We start from the raw sequence: 15,434 nt of genomic DNA on the forward strand, positions 1-15,434 counted from the left end.
TCTTAATCATTTTGCTCTAGTAAACGCCGCAATATCATTTGGTAACCATCCGCTCCGAAATTCAAACAACGCTTTACCCGACTGATTGTCGCTGTACTAACCCCAGTCGCTTCCCCTATCGCAGTATAGGTCTCATTTTTCTGCAACATTTTAGCAACTTCTAAACGCTGTGCTAAAGCCTTAATTTCTGCAATCGTCGCTATGTCTTCAAAAAACCGATAACATTCTTCTTTGCTTTTTAACAAGAGAACCGCTTCGAACAAAGCATCCGTTAACGGGTTTTGCAAACGTTCATCGCTCGACATAGGTTTACCCTCCTTGAATAATTATGCTGTCTCCCTTTAATCTATTAAAGCACTGCTCTATTGTCAAGCTTTTTATGTTTAATTTTTCCGCTTGCCTACCTCTTCACTCTGTGCTACAATACGATACATTAGCAGCAAGACATAAACACACTAAAATTTCATACAACTCTTATTCAGAGTAGGTGGAGGGACTGGCCCGATGAAACCCGGCAACCGGCATTAATGCACGGTGCTAACTCCTGCAGAGAAATCTGGGAGATAAGAGGAAAACCGAATCGTACTCCGCGGGTTTTCTTCGCGGAGTTTTTTGTTGTGTTTAATGTTGTAATCTCTTATTGAAGGAGGTACGCCCTTGATTCAGATCCAAAACCTAGTAAAAACATACTCCTCCCGTCAAGGGAACGTTATCGCTATCGATGATGTTTCTCTGTGTATACCAAAAGATGCCATCTACGGCATTATTGGCTTAAGTGGTGCCGGAAAAAGCACCTTGGTACGATGTTTGAACCTTCTTGAAAAACCGACAAGCGGTCAAATCATCATTGCGGGGCAAGATCTTACCAAACTTTCTGGCAAGGCACTTCGTCAGGCTCGCCAGAAAATCGGAATGATTTTTCAACATTTTTATCTTCTTCAATCTCGAACCGTGACAGAGAACATTGCTTTCCCCTTAGAAATTGCGGGGCTTTCTAAGCAGGAAATCTCAATGCGGGTTGATGAGTTGCTCCATCTTGTCGGCCTTGAGGACAAAGCCCATGCCTATCCCTCTCAATTAAGTGGTGGTCAGAAACAACGAGTTGGCATTGCGCGCGCGCTTGCCACCAAGCCGCAAGTCCTCTTATGTGATGAGGCCACCTCTGCGCTTGATCCTCAAACCACCCTTTCTATTCTAAACCTCTTGCGTGATATTAACCAAAAACTTGGCCTGACGATTATCATCATCACGCATGAGATGAAGGTCGTCAAAGAAATTTGCACGGATGTAGCCGTTCTGCACGAAGCTCAGATTGTCGAAAACGGCCCTGTCGAATCCGTGTTCATTCACCCCCAGTCAGAGATCGCTCGACAATTTATCTCGTCTGTTTTCTCGCATGAACTCCCGACAGACCTTCTGAAAGAAATTGCGACTCATCAAAATTCTGAAGTTGTACGCATTCAATTCTTAGGTTCACGAGCATCCGATCCTATCATTACTGATTTACTGCGAACCTGCAACGTTCGTGCAAATATCCTCTATGGAAATATTGATCACATAAGATCAACCCTGTTTGGCACCCTTACTTTAGAACTTCAAGGAAATTCTGAACAGTTGCGACAGGCTCATGACTATTTGGCGTCCCGCGAATTAAATGTGGAGGTGATTCAACGTGCCCTTTGAGCCATCCCTACTTTTCCAAGCCTCCTTTTGGAGTGATATAGCCCAACTTATCACTCCCGCCGTCGGTGAGACCCTCTACATGGTGGTTGTTTCCACAATCCTCGCCTACCTCTTAGGACTTCCCTTGGGCATCATTTTGGTTGTAACTTCGCCGGGACATATTTCCCCTAACCCTTGGGTAGAACGAATTTTAGGAACCCTGATCAATATCTTGCGTTCCGCCCCGTTTATCATCCTGTTAGTAGCCTTCATACCGTTCACTCGATCACTTGTCGGCACGTCCATTGGCACAACCGCGGCTATTGTCCCTCTTGTCATCTCCGCTGCTCCTTTTGTGGCGAGAGTAGTGGAAAGTTCCCTTAAAGAAGTTCCTTATGGTGTGATCGAAGCGGCTTTATCTATGGGAGCCTCCCCTCTCCAAATCATACAAAAGGTTCTTCTCCCCGAAGCCAAAGCTTCTCTTATCTTAGGCGTCACCATCACGACGATTAGCATTATTGGCTACACTGCCATGGCTGGTGCCGTAGGCGGGGGTGGGTTAGGGGACCTCGCCATTCAATACGGTTACAACCGTTTCCGGACCGACATCATGATCTTAACTGTCATCGTTCTGATCGTAATTGTACAAGGACTACAATCCCTAGGAACCACACTTGCTCGTAAGCTATCTCATTAACAAAACAACAAATTGGAGGAAAAAATCATGTTAAAAATTAGGCATCGTTACTCTGCTCTATTGCTTGTAATCTTAACTTCTCTTTCCCTAGTACTCTCCGGTTGTGGCACTACAGCCGATGCTCCTAAAACTGGATCCAACACCCCTTCTAACACCGTGCTAAAAGTTGGAGCCACCCCAATTCCCCATAGTGAAATCCTAGAATTCATCAAACCTGAATTGGCTAAAGAAGGGATTGACCTAAAAATCGTTAGCTATACCGATTACGTCCGTCCCAACTTAGACTTGGACACCGGAGATATTGATGCTAATTTCTTCCAGCACACCCCTTACCTAGATTCCTTTAACAAAGATCACAACTTAAGTCTTGTCTCGCTCACCAACGTTCACATCGAGCCGATGGGAATCTACTCTAAGAAGATTACAAAACTCGACGACTTGAAAAATGGAGATACCTTAGCCATTCCCAACGATCCATCGAACAGCGGTCGTGCCTTAGCCTTATTAGCCAAAGCCGGTCTCATCGGGTTGAAAGACGGAGTAGGGATCAAAGGAACGGTTCAAGACATCGTGAGTAACTCAAAATCACTTAAAATCATCACCATCGATGCCCCCCAACTTCCCCGAGTACTCCAAGACCCCAAAGTTGCGGGTGCAGTGATCAACACAAACTATGCTCTAGAAGGTGGACTTAATCCAACTAAGGACTCCCTTTTTACAGAAGATAAAAACTCTCCATATGCCAATATTTTAGTCGTTAAAGACAGTCGGAAAAACGATCCTGCTTTGCAGAAGCTCGCGAAAGCCCTAACATCTCCTGGTGTTAAAAAGTTTATTGAAGACAACTATAAAGGTTCAATTGTTCCCGCATTCTAAAATGGCGTTGAGTGCTGCCTTTGTTCTAAAATGCTTTATGAGAAATTAAAAGGAAGCCGGATTTACCACATAGTTAGTAAATCCGGCTTTCTGCGTATCCAATCAAATAAGAATTTAATTGACTTCCAAAATATAAGTGCTATGATTAATAAAAAGGGTTCTATTGACTGCATTTCATAATCTAATATATATATCAAGAATCCACTAATTTATACTATATTGTTTAAAGGTTGTGTTTGGATGTCGGATGATAAAATAGTTAAGAAACTTAGTCAAACTGAAGCAAATTCTTCAGAGGCTTCAGGTGAAGGCTTTTTAGGACCTGTTGAAATGATTATTGGGGGTACTAGAGGTCCTTTGTTTTCTAAGTTCAGTGATAATAAAGGCATACCTGATATAGAGTTAATGGCATCACAAATTGTCAAATTAGGCACAAGTAACTCCACTGGGCCGATTATTGGCGTGAACGATCAAGCCTTCGAGGTTGCAACCATTCAAAACTGGGTAAAACGTGGCATTATTGAAAGTCCAGACGGTAAGAAGTATCCACCAAAACAAGTGGCTAGAATACTAATGACTCACGACCTTAAGGTTTTATTTGAATTAAAAGAGGCTAAAGAAATTATTGATTTAGGGGAGTCTATATCGGATTTCACATTAGTTGAATTATATGAATACCATTTATCTCTATTTAGTGAAATTGAAAAACTAACCCCAAGTCTAAATGTTCTTAACAGTAGAGCATTAGAAATAATAAGAGAAAAAAGGAATCCTTCGAAAGATGATATTAGAGCATCAACCTTTATGACATTTTTAACGATATCTAAGTGGGCAAGTTTTACAAGGGCACTTATTTTAAAGTGGGTTGAAACCCCTTAACGGATAGGAGGATCTTTCAATGGCGAAAACTATTAAGCAATCTCTCATCGAAACCTACCCAAAAAACAATTTAAACATAAACAGAGATGAAACTTTACAAACTAGTGCTGATACTAATGTTGTGTTCATGAGGCACCAGTACCGGGTAAAGAGAATGTGCACAAAGACTGATGATGATTTAAAAGCCATAATGGTGGCTCACTTGGAAACACGAGCTCGAGAGCAAGAAAGCACCTATACTAGAAAGTAAAACTATTCAACCCCAGTAGCACCTGTAGCAATAGTAGCGCCTATTTTAGCTCCGGTATCGATTAAAAATTAAATCCAAATAATAGGTACCTAAAATAGGCCCCACCTTTAAAAAGGCTGAGGACTATTTTGCTTTATTTATATTGATTTTGTATTGAAAGGAGTCATTTAATGCAAACGGAAAAAAGGATTAACGTTGGAATCGGTTTTGCGACTGGGAGAAAGAGTTTTCAAAAGGTGTTGAGAACCTATATACACAACTGGAAGGAAAGCGGTTTGGTAGAAAACACAAGGATCAGTTTAAATCTCTTTGTAGCCTATGATCTTATTTATAATAAGACCGAAATAACGGATTACACCAATATCCACCCAGAACTTGTCGAGCAAATTGAGAGTCAAAATTTTATTGGAAACATCGCCATAAAAGAAGAAATCGACTATTTAATTCGAGAAAACGTCATAACTATTAATGAAGTTCGCATGATTTTTGGCAAGGGGTATGCAGCCAAGCGCAATGCTGTGTTATATAACGCTATAAAGCATAAAATGGATTATCTGCTTTTTCTGGACGACGACGAGTACCCCATGGCAGTGACCAATACGCGCAATACTGCAATTTGGGGAGGTCAGGAAGTTCTAACAAACCATCTTAACTATCTCAGTCAAGCGGACATCACCCACGGAAATCACTGTGGCTATGTATCGCCTATTCCCTATATCGAGTTTAATGACACTATGACCGAAGCAGATTTCCGTTCTTTTATTGAGGCTATCAGCAATGATATCATCAACTGGGATACCTTGAAAACCGTTATGGAGAACGGCGGAGTAACCTATGCTGATACAAAGATATTGACGAGCGATGATGCTATAGAGGTTAAGGAACTAAACCACTCCAAATTCATCTCAGGCGCTAACCTGGGTATTAACCTCACCGATTCTCGCCGTATCTTTCCCTTTTACAATCCACCGGGAGCTAGAGGAGAAGATACTTTTTTAAGTACCTGCCTAAGAGACCGAAAAGTTTTACGCGTTCCATGCTATACATTCCATGATGGGTTCTCTACCTATAATGACCTTTTAGAAGGGGTTCTTCCAATCCGATTGAAGTTCATCAAAGCTGATACCGAGCAGATAACCACTCGCTTTTACAATGCCTGTATCGGCTGGATTCGTTATAAACCATTACTGCTTTATATTACTCAACCAGATCGTTATGAAGAAACGATTGAAACGATGCGGGAACAGCTTAACGAGACATTGCCTAAAATCTGCGCTTATTTCGGAAAGCCGGACTTTATGAAAGTCTTAACTGAATTGGAGAAATACCATAAAAATGTCAAAAAGCATTATCTTGAATTTCTTGAAACGCAACTCATTTGGTCAAAAATCATGGAACACTTTGCAAGGCCTTAAGGCGGCTCTATACTCTATATTGTTCTTGAATTCAGGACAATATCATTATGAATTTGCAACAAACTTCACTGTGACACTAGTACCAGTTAAATCGGATTCAAAGCTCATGGATGCCCGATGACGTCCCGCTATGCTCTGACAAATTGCAAGTCCGAGTCCCGTTCCCCCTTCTTTGGTTGTCAAGAAGGGAGTACCCAATTTTTCAAGAATATCTGGGTCAAATCCCTCACCTTGGTCACAAACCCTAAAAATAATATGTAAACCTAATTGATACGTTTGAATGGTTAAAGTCTTGCCACTTTGCATCGCTTCAAGGCCATTTCTGGCTAAGTTAAGGATCAACTGTCTAAGCTCATTTTCGTTTCCCTGAATGTTTGATACTTCCTCAAGGTCTAGAATGATCTGTTTGTCTTGATTAAACGCATCAGCCGATAAAAGCGGCGCAAGTGTCTTAACAATCCCCGTAATATTGATTGAGCTAAAATCAGAAGATCTGTCCTTGGCCAGACTTAGAAAATCCGTAATAATTAAATTAGCCCGATCCAGTTCTCCTATCATCAAGTCATAGAATTCTCGATTTTTCTGATTTTCATCCTTTGAGGTGAGAAGCTGTAGAAAACCACGCACCGTTGTAAGAGGATTTCTTACCTCATGGGCGATTCCTGCAGCCATTTCGCCCACCATGTTAAGTCTTTCTAAGCGCGCCAATTCACGGTCAGCAGTCTTTCTATCGGTAACGTCAATCAACACTTTAAAGACTAATTTAGATCCATCCGCATCTATAAACGGTTGAGAGTACACTTCATAAATCCGATCATGGAAAACCATCTCTTTCCACACCGTTCTATTGCTTCTCCGAATCATGGGAGTCATACAATCTTGGCAGGGCAGAGCCAAACCTGCAATGACATCATAGCAAGGTTGATCAAGACAGGGCCCGAACTTAGTTTGAAAGCTACCATTGGCAAACCGTATTTTATAATTTTCCTCTTGCACATAGACTAAACCCGGGAAGTTGTCAAAAAGTGAGTATAACCGATGGTGCTCTTCCTCTACAGCCTTTTCAATTTCTCTTCTCTCATTGATGTTGCGAAAAAAAATTGAAATTCCACTCTCGGTCGGATAAATACTGACTTCAACCCAATGCCCCACGAAAGGAGCATAAGCATCTATTCGTGTTGGTTGACCACCACTCATTACGTTCAGACATGCATCCGTAATGACTTTATTCCCCTGCTTGTAAGTTTGCCAATAATTAGTCCCTACGATGTTGTCGTAAATACCATTTTTTTGGCGTGCATCAACCATAGCTTTATTGGCAAACGTTATGACCCATTCACGATTCACAGCGATAAAGTAGTCACTAATACTATCGAGCGTATCGAGCATATCTTGATTTACTTTAGCTAGTTCTTTTTGAGCGGCTTCTTTTTGAATTATCTCGCTCCGAAGTTGCCGATTTGTTTGTTCTAGTTCCTCCGTGCGAAATTTGACCAATTCCTCTAGGCTTTCCCGATACTGGCTTAATTCCTTCTCTTTTAGCTCACTCTCGGTAATATCCCAGATCGAGACAACTCTAAGGGGCTTAGCATTTAACGTCACATCATAATTTTCGATGTGGACTGGGAAAAGCCTCCCATCCTTCTTGATATGAACTGAATTATATCCATATTGGCCTATATTCCGTATAGGCCTAATTTGCAGGAAGTCTTGGTGATGCCCCGGAGCACATAAAAGATTATATATCGATTTGCCAATTAATTCAGCCGGACAATAGCCATGCATTTCAGCATATCGAGGGTTCACTTTGAGCAATTCTCCACTATTAGCGTCGCAAACCACCACTCCCCAGCTTTTCTCTAAGAAAATCCGATTCCAAATTTCGTTGTCCTCTCGAACCTGCACTAAATTAGCTTCAAGGAAAGCAATCTTTTGCTCTAATTCGACAATGACTTTGTCCGTCGTCATTTTAAATACCACTTTTCTTCATAAGATTGCGGTCAGTGCGATGGTAATGAGCTAGCTAATAGTGGAAATGGCAAATCATCTATGTGGAGTTGTGAATATAAACACTATAATATGTGCTCTTCTTCGACAAATACTTCCTTATTTCCTCTATAAAAAACTGTTTTTTTGTAAAATTTTAAAAAAAATAAATTAATAAACCATTAAACTGATTTTTTACCCGTCATTGTGTTTATCTTGAGCTTAAATACAGTGACTTTAGCTAACTCAGATTCTTCAAATACGAATATGTCCTCTGAATAATGCTTTAAGATAATCTTCATTCCCTCACGCTTGCCCTCAATTCCTTCTATAAATTCGACTTCGCCAAACCCTATGACACTCTTATACCGCATGGACCAATTGCAGGCATTTTTACTAGGGACAATTTGAGTATCCACTTCAACTTCAAAGCTAGCCTGAGGATTTTCGCGAAGAATCGAGAGTTTTAAGCCTTCTACCGCAGAATGAAAATATAATTCTTTATTTTGGTAACCAAAACTCATGGGGATAATATAAGGCATATCTTGATAGGATACAGCTAATCGACAAACCTGAGCTTTCTCCATGATCCCATCCATTTCTTCCTGTTGATTAATCTGCTTATCATTTCTTCTCATGTTTTAGCCTCTTTCCATTGTTTAATCACTACATAATTAATCCTTCAATAAAAGCTATAAAACCAAATTTATCTTACTCTACTTATCGAGATTTGTCTGTATTCTAAACTGAGTATTATAAATTTGACGATAAAGGCCGTCTTGCTTGATTAATTCTTCATGGTTTCCGCTTTCTGCAATCGTGCCATTCTCAATGACAAGAATCTGATCTGAGGCAAGCACTGTAGATAATCTATGTGCAATAACAAAACTCGTTCTGTCCTTTAACAAAGGCACCATAGCCTTTTGAATATACAATTCGGATACAGAATCTAATGAGGAGGTCGCTTCATCAAGGATAATAATCCTTGGGTTTTTTAAAATTACCCTGGCGATTGATACTCTTTGCTTTTCTCCCCCCGAAAGCTTTATTCCTCTATTCCCGACTATCGTGTGATAGTTATCCGGTAACGTCATAATAAAATCATGAATATGGGCTGCTTTACAGGCTGACCTGATTTCCTCCTCCGTCGCATCAAGTTTACCATATCTTAAATTTGCTTCTATCGTATCGTTAAAAAGATAGGGTTCTTGCATTACAATCCCAATCTGACTTCTTAGCGAATCCAGTGTTACCTCACGAATATCCCGACCATCGATTTTAATACTCCCCTTAATTACATCATATAATCTGGGAATTAAATTAGTAATGGTAGTTTTTCCTGCACCACTGGAACCCACTAAGGCCACCATAGTAGCTGGGTTTACGGAAAAACTAATATTTTCTAAGACTGGAACGTCACGATTATAGGAAAAATAAACCTTATCGAATTGGACCCTACCTTGTATGGCCTCTAATTTGTGGGCACTTGGTTTGTCTTCAATTTCTTGTTTTTGATCAAAATATTCAAAAATTCGTTGAAATAAGGCCATTGACCTTGTGACATCAATATGAATATTGGAGAGTTGTGAAACAGGTAAATATAGCCTCCCTAAAAGTGCTACAAAGGCTATAATTCCTCCAATGGTTATTTCACCTTTAATGTACAAATATCCCCCGCTAAAATAGATGAGCATGGGACCTATGGCAATAAAGGTAGTGATGGTCATTCGAAACCATCGCCCCACTAGAGATTCATGGATCTGGAGATTGATAACTTCTTTACTTATCCTCGCAAATCGCTGATATTCTTCCTTTTCTTTGGTAAATAGTTTAGTGAGTATCGCTCCACTAATGCTCAAGGTTTCTTGGATTAACTGATTGAGCTCACTTATTTTCTCTTGGCTTTGAGAAGCAATCTTCCATTTCAATTTCCCTACTTTACGAGTTGGGATGATAAAAGTTGGTAATATGATCATCCCCACAATTGCCAGTTTCCAATTCATGGATATCAAGACAATAGCAGTGCTAACCAGTACCGCACCACTACTTAAGGCATTGACGACAGTCATGTTGAAGATATCCTGGATTCCATCGATATCACTTGTCAATCGGGTGATGATCTCCCCTGGTTTGGCCGCCGAGTAAAAATTCAGAGACATGTGCTGCAAGTGAGAATACATCTGATTTTTCATATCGTAAATGATGTGTTTAGAGATCCATATACTCAAGTAAGACTGCGCTACTTGTAACAAGCCAAGCAGTATCGTAACCCCTATCGAAATCACGATAAATAGACTTAAAAGCTTTAAATCCTTTTCAGGCAATGCTTTGTCGATAATATTTTTGATTAATATCGGAGGCACAAGGCCCAATATTGAAGCAACTATGATCGTTCCGATAACCATCAGCATTCTCATCCAGTAAGGAATAAAATAGCTGACAATTCTAGTGATCATTTTTCTCGTAACCTTTGGCATTTCTATCGTGTCATCTGCAAACCTCAGTCTGCCTATCCCTTGTTTCATAGTATCCACTCCTATTGCCTAAGTATATCATAGTTGTTCACCTCATCTCCAACCCTTCCCCACAGACCTTAAAAGGACTTCTTAGAGCCCTCATTAAGGTCTGTTTCTTATTGAAACGATATTATTGCAAAAAGGCAACTTACCCTAGACAATATCCTAAGGGGTAACTTTTTATTATAGTTCAAGCTTTGGAGGGAGCAAAAGAGACTCCACTACATAATCTATTCAAACTATACTTTAACTAAAAGTTAGCCGTGGCTAACCTACAGAACAGATTTCTGGTTAGCTAAGGCAACAAAAGGGGGTACTGTTATGAAGGGTGCAGGAAAAATCGATCCATTAGCAGACTTATCTCCAGGTTCGGTCTGTCAAATAGTTTCCTTGGAATTAAGTGGCCTTTTACGGCGCCGTATTCTCGACATGGGAATCGTTCCCGGGACCATAATCCGCTGTATTAGACGAGGTCCATCCGGCGATCCGACCGCTTACCTTGTAAGGGAAACACTGATTGCCTTGCGTAACGAAGATGCTACCCAAATTTTAGTTAAAAGGTTATCGAATGGAGAGGAAAATGTATGATTCTTTCTGCAGAGAAAAAAAAATCCCGGAAAGACCATATTGGTTTATCCGAAGCTAAAAATCAGTTCTCAATTGCCTTAGCAGGGAACCCAAATGTTGGGAAAAGTACAATCTTTAATGCTCTTACTGGTCTTCATCAACATACGGGCAATTGGCCTGGTAAGACTGTCGATAATGCCCAAGGAGACTTTCAATATCGTCAAAAATCCTTTATAATCATCGATTTGCCGGGTACTTATTCATTATTAGCTCATACTGTCGAAGAACAAATAGCCCGCGATTTTCTGTGTTTTGCAAATCCGGATGTAACCGTTGTCGTCCTTGATGCAACTTGCTTGGAGAGGAATCTGAATCTGGCTCTCCAAGTCTTTGAAATAACGCCTAAGGTTATCGTCTGTCTGAATCTCATGGATGAAGCTCAAAAGAAGGATCTAGTGATTGATTTGCCTTCCTTAGAACATGAATTAGGAGTTCCAGTGATTGCTACCTCCGCACGCCAAGGAGAGGGGCTCAAAGAGCTACGCGAAAAGATATATCAAGTTGCTACCGGTTCCCTGCAAACTCGTCCCCGTCAAATTGTCTATTCCTCCGATGTGGAAGAAGCCGTTAGAGACCTGCTTCCACACGTTGAAACAATCGCCAATAACCCCTTGTCCCCTCGTTGGATTGCCTTGCGGTTGTTGGACGGAGACGGAAGCTTCTTAGATAGTTTAAGCAACTACTTATCCATAGATAGAGATTTATCTCCAGGTTGGGAGGAATCAAAATGCGCCCATTGACTCCTTCCGGAAGCTTAAGTGACGTTTGCGGTAAGGCAGAAAGTGTTCGTAACTCAAATCTCAATTCGCTTAGCGATCAAATCGTTGCCGATATCTATGGAAATGCTGAACTGATCACTAAGCAAGTTCTCTCCAAAAAGAAAACTCATCAGAAAGGCCTTGATCAACGACTCGATGATCTCGTAACCTCCAAGTGGTTTGGCTATCCACTCATGTTACTCATGTTAGTCATCGTCTTTTGGATAACCATGGAAGGGGCAAATTTCCCTTCCCGTCTCATTGCTTCAGGGCTATTTACCTTCCAAGATCAACTCACTCTTTGGTTTCAATGGGCAGGTACCCCGGCTTGGATACATGGCATCCTCGTCTTAGGAGTTTATCGCACCTTGGCCTGGGTAGTCTCCGTGATGTTGCCCCCTATGGCAATCTTTTTCCCCATGTTTACCCTCTTAGAAGATTCAGGTTATTTACCTCGAATAGCTTTTAATATGGATCATATTTTCAAAAAGGCCAAAGCATGTGGCAAGCAAAGTTTGACAATGTGTATGGGATTTGGTTGCAACGCTGTCGGCGTTACATCCTGCCGAATTATTGACTCTCCACGCGAGCGCTTAATCGCAATTTTGACCAATAGCTTTGTACCCTGCAATGGCCGATTTCCAACCTTGATCATTGTAACTTCCATCTTTATTGGCGGAACATTTGTCCCTTATTCGGGATTCGTGACCGCGTTTGTTATTTCAGGGTTAATTCTGTCAGGAATAGCCGTTACCTTACTAGTTTCTAGAGTTTTATCTGTAACCATTTTAAAAGGTGAGCCTTCCTCACTAGTCCTTGAATTGCCTTCATATCGACGTCCTCAGATTGGAGCCGTTATTTATCGGTCTATGATTGATCGCACCATCTTTGTTTTGAGACGCGCAGTTTTAGCTGCAGCCCCAGCCGGTGCAGTAATTTGGATTTTAGCAAACACTTATCTTGGACAGCAAAGTATTATTGTATCTCTAGCTCAGGCTCTAAATCCCATAGGTCAATTAATTGGCTTAGATGGGTTTATCCTTTTGGCTTTTATTCTTGGGCTACCAGCCAATGAGATCGTCTTACCGATTCTTTTAATGAGTTATCTTTCAACAGGATATCTACAGGACTTGGGTAGTTTGGACGGACTTAGAAACGTTTTAGTTAATAACGGCTGGACTTGGTTAACCGCTATCAACGTTATGTTATTTTCCCTGTTTCATTGGCCTTGTGCAACCACATTATTGACAACTTATAAAGAAACAGGCAGTAAAAAATGGATGTTCCTCTCTTTCATCATTCCAACAATAATAGGGATTTCTGTTTGTTTCATCCTCACCCAAGTGGTTCGATCTCTTGGCTTAGTCTAGTTCCTCCGAGACTACGTCTCGATTTTATTAGAAGATACTATGTATTCAAGTAAAACTCTATACCATTCAGGATTATTGTTCAGGAATGTGACAATAGCTTGAATTGAACGAATGGTAGCCTCAGACAGATAATGTTCCATCGCCTCAGCTTCTGCTTCAATATTACAATTCGTTTTAATAAGGATCAGAAATTCCATTAATAATTGGTTACGTTTAACTAAGAATTCACCCAATTCTTTCCCTTTTTCGGTAAGAGAAATCTCGCCATATCGTTCATAAGAAATATATTGACCATCTTTAAGTTTATGCAAGGCTTTTGTTACAGAAGGCATAGAAACACTCAGTTTTACACTGAGATCCGTTACCCTCACCGTATCTGTATAAAGGGAAAAACGATATAGTTCTTCTAAATAATCTTCTAAACTGGGTGTCAGATTCGTCATTGCCACTCCTTAACATGACTTTCTTGTACGATTTCACTAATACATATGCAAGTTCTTGGCGGGACTTTCCAACTATTCTTAAATAATTGGATTTTCTCTCCAATTGATAGTAGTCCCGATTCCTTTTTAATTACAAACAAAAACGTGGATACTTAGTTTACTCTAAGTTCCACGTTTTCTATTATTTCTGTATGAGAAGTTCATAGACTTCAGAAGGAGTCAAATCTCCATCTGATGGAAAATTTCCTATATCGAACGACCTAAATTCTTTGGATAGAACCCTTCAATTCACATAAACTACACTACAGAAAATTTTATTGTATCAATCTACGGAGGAGGCTCCTTCGATGGATCATTCAGATAAAAAAAAGTTATCAGTAACAATCCACCCTGAACTACGACGTATCTTACTTGCCAACCCCAATCTAGACGCTCTAAACATGATTATCGAATACCAACTCTTTGGTAAGCCCTGTCAACTTATCGCTGACGATATCGTTCGCCTCTTACCTTAGGTTTTGAGTTTTAGCCATATCCTCAAGCGAATAGCAATGGAGCGTTGTGCGAACGGGCTAAGAAACTGACTCCCTACTTCAAGTAAATATACCGCTCCATACTCGGGATATAGGGGGACCACTCATCCTCTGGGTAGTTCTCTTTAGCCTTTTCAAACTGGTAAAGTTCAGCATCCAGTACATCTGCATAATGAATCACCAAAGCTTCCATTAACTTTGGCCGCCTTGGGGATTGCCACTCATATTTCCCATGATGGCTTGTAATAATATGCAACAATTTAGAACGCAAATCACGTGAAAAACTTGGGATTTTAGCAATCTCCTCGGTTAGGAGTTCGATCCCTAAGATAATGTGTCCAAGCAACCGTCCTTCCGTTGTAAACTTAATCCCCCGGTCGTAGGAGTATTCACCGATCTTACCCATATCATGTAATAGCGCCCCCGCTACGATTAAATCACGATTGATGCCCGGGTAATGGTCAGCTATCCCTTCGGCAAGTTCGGCAACTCTAACACTATGCTCCCAAAGCCCACGAAGATAGGCCTGATGTATTTTCATAGCGGCAGGAGCTTGGCGAAAGGCAATTCCCCATTCCGGATGGCTAAAAAACTGTTCAAGCAGGATCCGAATCTCCGGTTGAATTATCTTTTTGATCAAAACATCTAAGCGTCTTTCTAACTCGTCTACAGTCACCGGAGAACTTGGTAGAAGATCAGATAAATCCACCTCTTCTTTCGGAACCAACCGAATTGCTTCAATCGTAAGGTCCAGAGCACCACGGTACTCAGAAGCAACCCCTTTGACTCGAAAAATATCCTGATCTTTAAGCCATACTAGAATTTGTGAATCATAATTCCACATTTTCCCTTGAATCATCCCCGATCGGTCTTGACATGTCATGGAGAGGTAGGCACCCGGCTTTTGCCGAAAGGGAACCTCTTTCCATTCATTAACCAGCAAGATCCCTTCAAACCGTTCCCCAGCTTTACAATCCTTGAGCATTACATTCATCCTCTCTATTAACAGCCCTCATCATAACTATTGTACCAAAGTTAGGAGACATTTCTTTATAATCGCAATTTCATTCATACATATCTGACACTAAAATCTATACTCGAAAAAGTTATTAAAGCTCATTTACGTCAAAGAAGCAAACAGCGACACTGCCCATCCAGTCCCCCGTCGACCCTAGCCAAGAGGAAGTTTCTTGGCTAAGAGAGCACGATTAGTGGAATTGCGTCAATGAGCGCAGTCGATAAGGCGTGAAGAAACTCAACGGTTCACTTGCAGTAAGCCCAGAGGTTTTGAGTTTTAGCCTTAGCGACAAGCGAATAGCAATGGAACGTTGTGCGATCACGATAGTCTCCGGTGGAGAGTATCGCCGAGGCGCTAACCCATAACGAACTCTTATCGCCGTAGGATGCCAAGAAACTTCCTCT

The 15,434-nt window shown here is 40.9% G+C and carries 17 protein-coding genes and 1 riboswitch; of the genes, 11 read left to right on the forward strand and 6 right to left on the reverse strand.

The features are described from left to right. Window positions 1-2: 2 nt before the first annotated feature. Window positions 3-305, reverse strand: a complete 303-nt coding sequence (locus tag UF75_RS00540) for a YerC/YecD family TrpR-related protein (RefSeq protein ID WP_045572636.1) — start codon at window positions 303-305, stop codon at window positions 3-5. A 166-nt stretch (window positions 306-471) separates the two neighbouring features. Beyond that, window positions 472-570, forward strand: a riboswitch (SAM riboswitch). An 87-nt stretch (window positions 571-657) separates the two neighbouring features. On the opposite strand from UF75_RS00540, the gene UF75_RS00545 reads away from it, so the two are divergent. The 6 genes from UF75_RS00545 to UF75_RS00570 all read left to right on the forward strand — a co-directional run bounded on the left by UF75_RS00545 (window position 658) and on the right by UF75_RS00570 (window position 5,779). After that, window positions 658-1,683: a methionine ABC transporter ATP-binding protein gene (locus UF75_RS00545; RefSeq protein ID WP_045572637.1), complete on the forward strand. Its 1,026-nt coding sequence runs from the start codon at window positions 658-660 to the stop codon at window positions 1,681-1,683. Next, window positions 1,673-2,359: a methionine ABC transporter permease gene (locus tag UF75_RS00550; RefSeq protein WP_045572638.1), complete on the forward strand. Its 687-nt coding sequence runs from the start codon at window positions 1,673-1,675 to the stop codon at window positions 2,357-2,359. The genes UF75_RS00545 and UF75_RS00550 overlap by 11 nt, the downstream gene beginning before the upstream one ends. Window positions 2,360-2,386: 27 nt before the next feature. Further along, window positions 2,387-3,235: a MetQ/NlpA family ABC transporter substrate-binding protein gene (locus UF75_RS00555; RefSeq protein ID WP_197079282.1), complete on the forward strand. Its 849-nt coding sequence runs from the start codon at window positions 2,387-2,389 to the stop codon at window positions 3,233-3,235. Between the two features lie 240 nt (window positions 3,236-3,475). Further along, window positions 3,476-4,114, forward strand: coding sequence for a DUF1836 domain-containing protein (locus UF75_RS00560; RefSeq protein ID WP_045572639.1), 639 nt, complete (start codon window positions 3,476-3,478; stop codon window positions 4,112-4,114). 19 nt (window positions 4,115-4,133) lie between these two features. Next, window positions 4,134-4,364, forward strand: coding sequence for a hypothetical protein (locus UF75_RS00565; protein ID WP_045572640.1), 231 nt, complete (start codon window positions 4,134-4,136; stop codon window positions 4,362-4,364). Between the two features lie 170 nt (window positions 4,365-4,534). Next, window positions 4,535-5,779, forward strand: a complete 1,245-nt coding sequence (locus tag UF75_RS00570; RefSeq protein WP_045572641.1) for a hypothetical protein — start codon at window positions 4,535-4,537, stop codon at window positions 5,777-5,779. A 45-nt stretch (window positions 5,780-5,824) separates the two neighbouring features. Here the strand turns inward: UF75_RS00570 and UF75_RS00575 are convergent, their stop codons facing one another. From UF75_RS00575 to UF75_RS00585, 3 genes are all read right to left on the reverse strand, one after another. Continuing rightward, window positions 5,825-7,747, reverse strand: a complete 1,923-nt coding sequence (locus tag UF75_RS00575; RefSeq protein WP_045572642.1) for an ATP-binding protein — start codon at window positions 7,745-7,747, stop codon at window positions 5,825-5,827. A 200-nt stretch (window positions 7,748-7,947) separates the two neighbouring features. Continuing rightward, a complete protein-coding gene (locus tag UF75_RS00580; RefSeq protein WP_045572643.1) occupies window positions 7,948-8,403 on the reverse strand; it encodes a pyridoxamine 5'-phosphate oxidase family protein in 456 nt (151 codons plus the stop codon). Between the two features lie 78 nt (window positions 8,404-8,481). Further along, on the reverse strand, window positions 8,482-10,290 hold the full coding sequence (locus UF75_RS00585; RefSeq protein WP_045572644.1) for an ABC transporter ATP-binding protein: 1,809 nt from the start codon (window positions 10,288-10,290) through the stop codon (window positions 8,482-8,484). Window positions 10,291-10,602: 312 nt separating this feature from the next. On the opposite strand from UF75_RS00585, the gene UF75_RS00590 reads away from it, so the two are divergent. From UF75_RS00590 to UF75_RS00600, 3 genes are read left to right on the forward strand one after another with little or no spacing between them, the layout of a single operon-like run. Next, the gene (locus tag UF75_RS00590; RefSeq protein WP_045572645.1) at window positions 10,603-10,869 is read left to right on the forward strand and encodes a FeoA family protein; all 267 of its coding nucleotides are present in this window, start codon (window positions 10,603-10,605) and stop codon (window positions 10,867-10,869) included. Next, window positions 10,866-11,648, forward strand: coding sequence for a FeoB small GTPase domain-containing protein (locus UF75_RS00595; RefSeq protein ID WP_045572646.1), 783 nt, complete (start codon window positions 10,866-10,868; stop codon window positions 11,646-11,648). The genes UF75_RS00590 and UF75_RS00595 overlap by 4 nt, the downstream gene beginning before the upstream one ends. Then, a complete protein-coding gene (locus UF75_RS00600) occupies window positions 11,636-13,036 on the forward strand; it encodes a nucleoside recognition domain-containing protein (protein ID WP_045572647.1) in 1,401 nt (466 codons plus the stop codon). Before UF75_RS00595 ends, UF75_RS00600 begins: the two co-directional genes overlap by 13 nt. A gap of 11 nt (window positions 13,037-13,047) precedes the next feature. Here UF75_RS00600 and UF75_RS00605 read toward each other — a convergent pair whose 3' ends face one another. Next, window positions 13,048-13,479, reverse strand: coding sequence for an iron dependent repressor, metal binding and dimerization domain protein (locus UF75_RS00605; RefSeq protein WP_045572648.1), 432 nt, complete (start codon window positions 13,477-13,479; stop codon window positions 13,048-13,050). A 347-nt stretch (window positions 13,480-13,826) separates the two neighbouring features. Here UF75_RS00605 and UF75_RS27920 point away from each other — a divergent pair, with 347 nt between their 5' ends. Next, complete coding sequence (locus UF75_RS27920) at window positions 13,827-13,994, forward strand: hypothetical protein (RefSeq protein ID WP_156146142.1); 168 nt, start codon at window positions 13,827-13,829, stop codon at window positions 13,992-13,994. A gap of 73 nt (window positions 13,995-14,067) precedes the next feature. Here UF75_RS27920 and UF75_RS00610 read toward each other — a convergent pair whose 3' ends face one another. Further along, entirely contained in the window at window positions 14,068-14,997 is a 930-nt protein-coding gene (locus UF75_RS00610; RefSeq protein ID WP_045572649.1) for an HD domain-containing protein, read from the reverse strand. Between the two features lie 260 nt (window positions 14,998-15,257). Between UF75_RS00610 and UF75_RS27925 the strand changes: the two genes are divergently transcribed. After that, complete coding sequence (locus UF75_RS27925; protein ID WP_156146144.1) at window positions 15,258-15,395, forward strand: hypothetical protein; 138 nt, start codon at window positions 15,258-15,260, stop codon at window positions 15,393-15,395. Window positions 15,396-15,434 lie beyond the last annotated feature (39 nt).

This window comes from Desulfosporosinus sp. I2 (assembly GCF_000960765.1).
Lineage (GTDB): Bacteria > Bacillota > Desulfitobacteriia > Desulfitobacteriales > Desulfitobacteriaceae > Desulfosporosinus.

Coding starts and splice junctions, on each gene's coding strand:
- UF75_RS00605 (WP_045572648.1), bottom strand. CDS start 13,479: ATGACGAATCTGACACCCAGTTTAGAAGATTATTTAGAAGAACTATAT.
- UF75_RS00570 (WP_045572641.1), top strand. CDS start 4,535: ATGCAAACGGAAAAAAGGATTAACGTTGGAATCGGTTTTGCGACTGGG.
- UF75_RS00585 (WP_045572644.1), bottom strand. CDS start 10,290: ATGAAACAAGGGATAGGCAGACTGAGGTTTGCAGATGACACGATAGAA.
- UF75_RS00610 (WP_045572649.1), bottom strand. CDS start 14,997: ATGCTCAAGGATTGTAAAGCTGGGGAACGGTTTGAAGGGATCTTGCTG.
- UF75_RS00540 (WP_045572636.1), bottom strand. CDS start 305: ATGTCGAGCGATGAACGTTTGCAAAACCCGTTAACGGATGCTTTGTTC.
- UF75_RS00560 (WP_045572639.1), top strand. CDS start 3,476: ATGTCGGATGATAAAATAGTTAAGAAACTTAGTCAAACTGAAGCAAAT.
- UF75_RS00555 (WP_197079282.1), top strand. CDS start 2,387: ATGTTAAAAATTAGGCATCGTTACTCTGCTCTATTGCTTGTAATCTTA.
- UF75_RS00580 (WP_045572643.1), bottom strand. CDS start 8,403: ATGAGAAGAAATGATAAGCAGATTAATCAACAGGAAGAAATGGATGGG.
- UF75_RS00595 (WP_045572646.1), top strand. CDS start 10,866: ATGATTCTTTCTGCAGAGAAAAAAAAATCCCGGAAAGACCATATTGGT.
- UF75_RS00565 (WP_045572640.1), top strand. CDS start 4,134: ATGGCGAAAACTATTAAGCAATCTCTCATCGAAACCTACCCAAAAAAC.
- UF75_RS00590 (WP_045572645.1), top strand. CDS start 10,603: ATGAAGGGTGCAGGAAAAATCGATCCATTAGCAGACTTATCTCCAGGT.
- UF75_RS27920 (WP_156146142.1), top strand. CDS start 13,827: ATGGATCATTCAGATAAAAAAAAGTTATCAGTAACAATCCACCCTGAA.
- UF75_RS00575 (WP_045572642.1), bottom strand. CDS start 7,747: ATGACGACGGACAAAGTCATTGTCGAATTAGAGCAAAAGATTGCTTTC.
- UF75_RS00600 (WP_045572647.1), top strand. CDS start 11,636: ATGCGCCCATTGACTCCTTCCGGAAGCTTAAGTGACGTTTGCGGTAAG.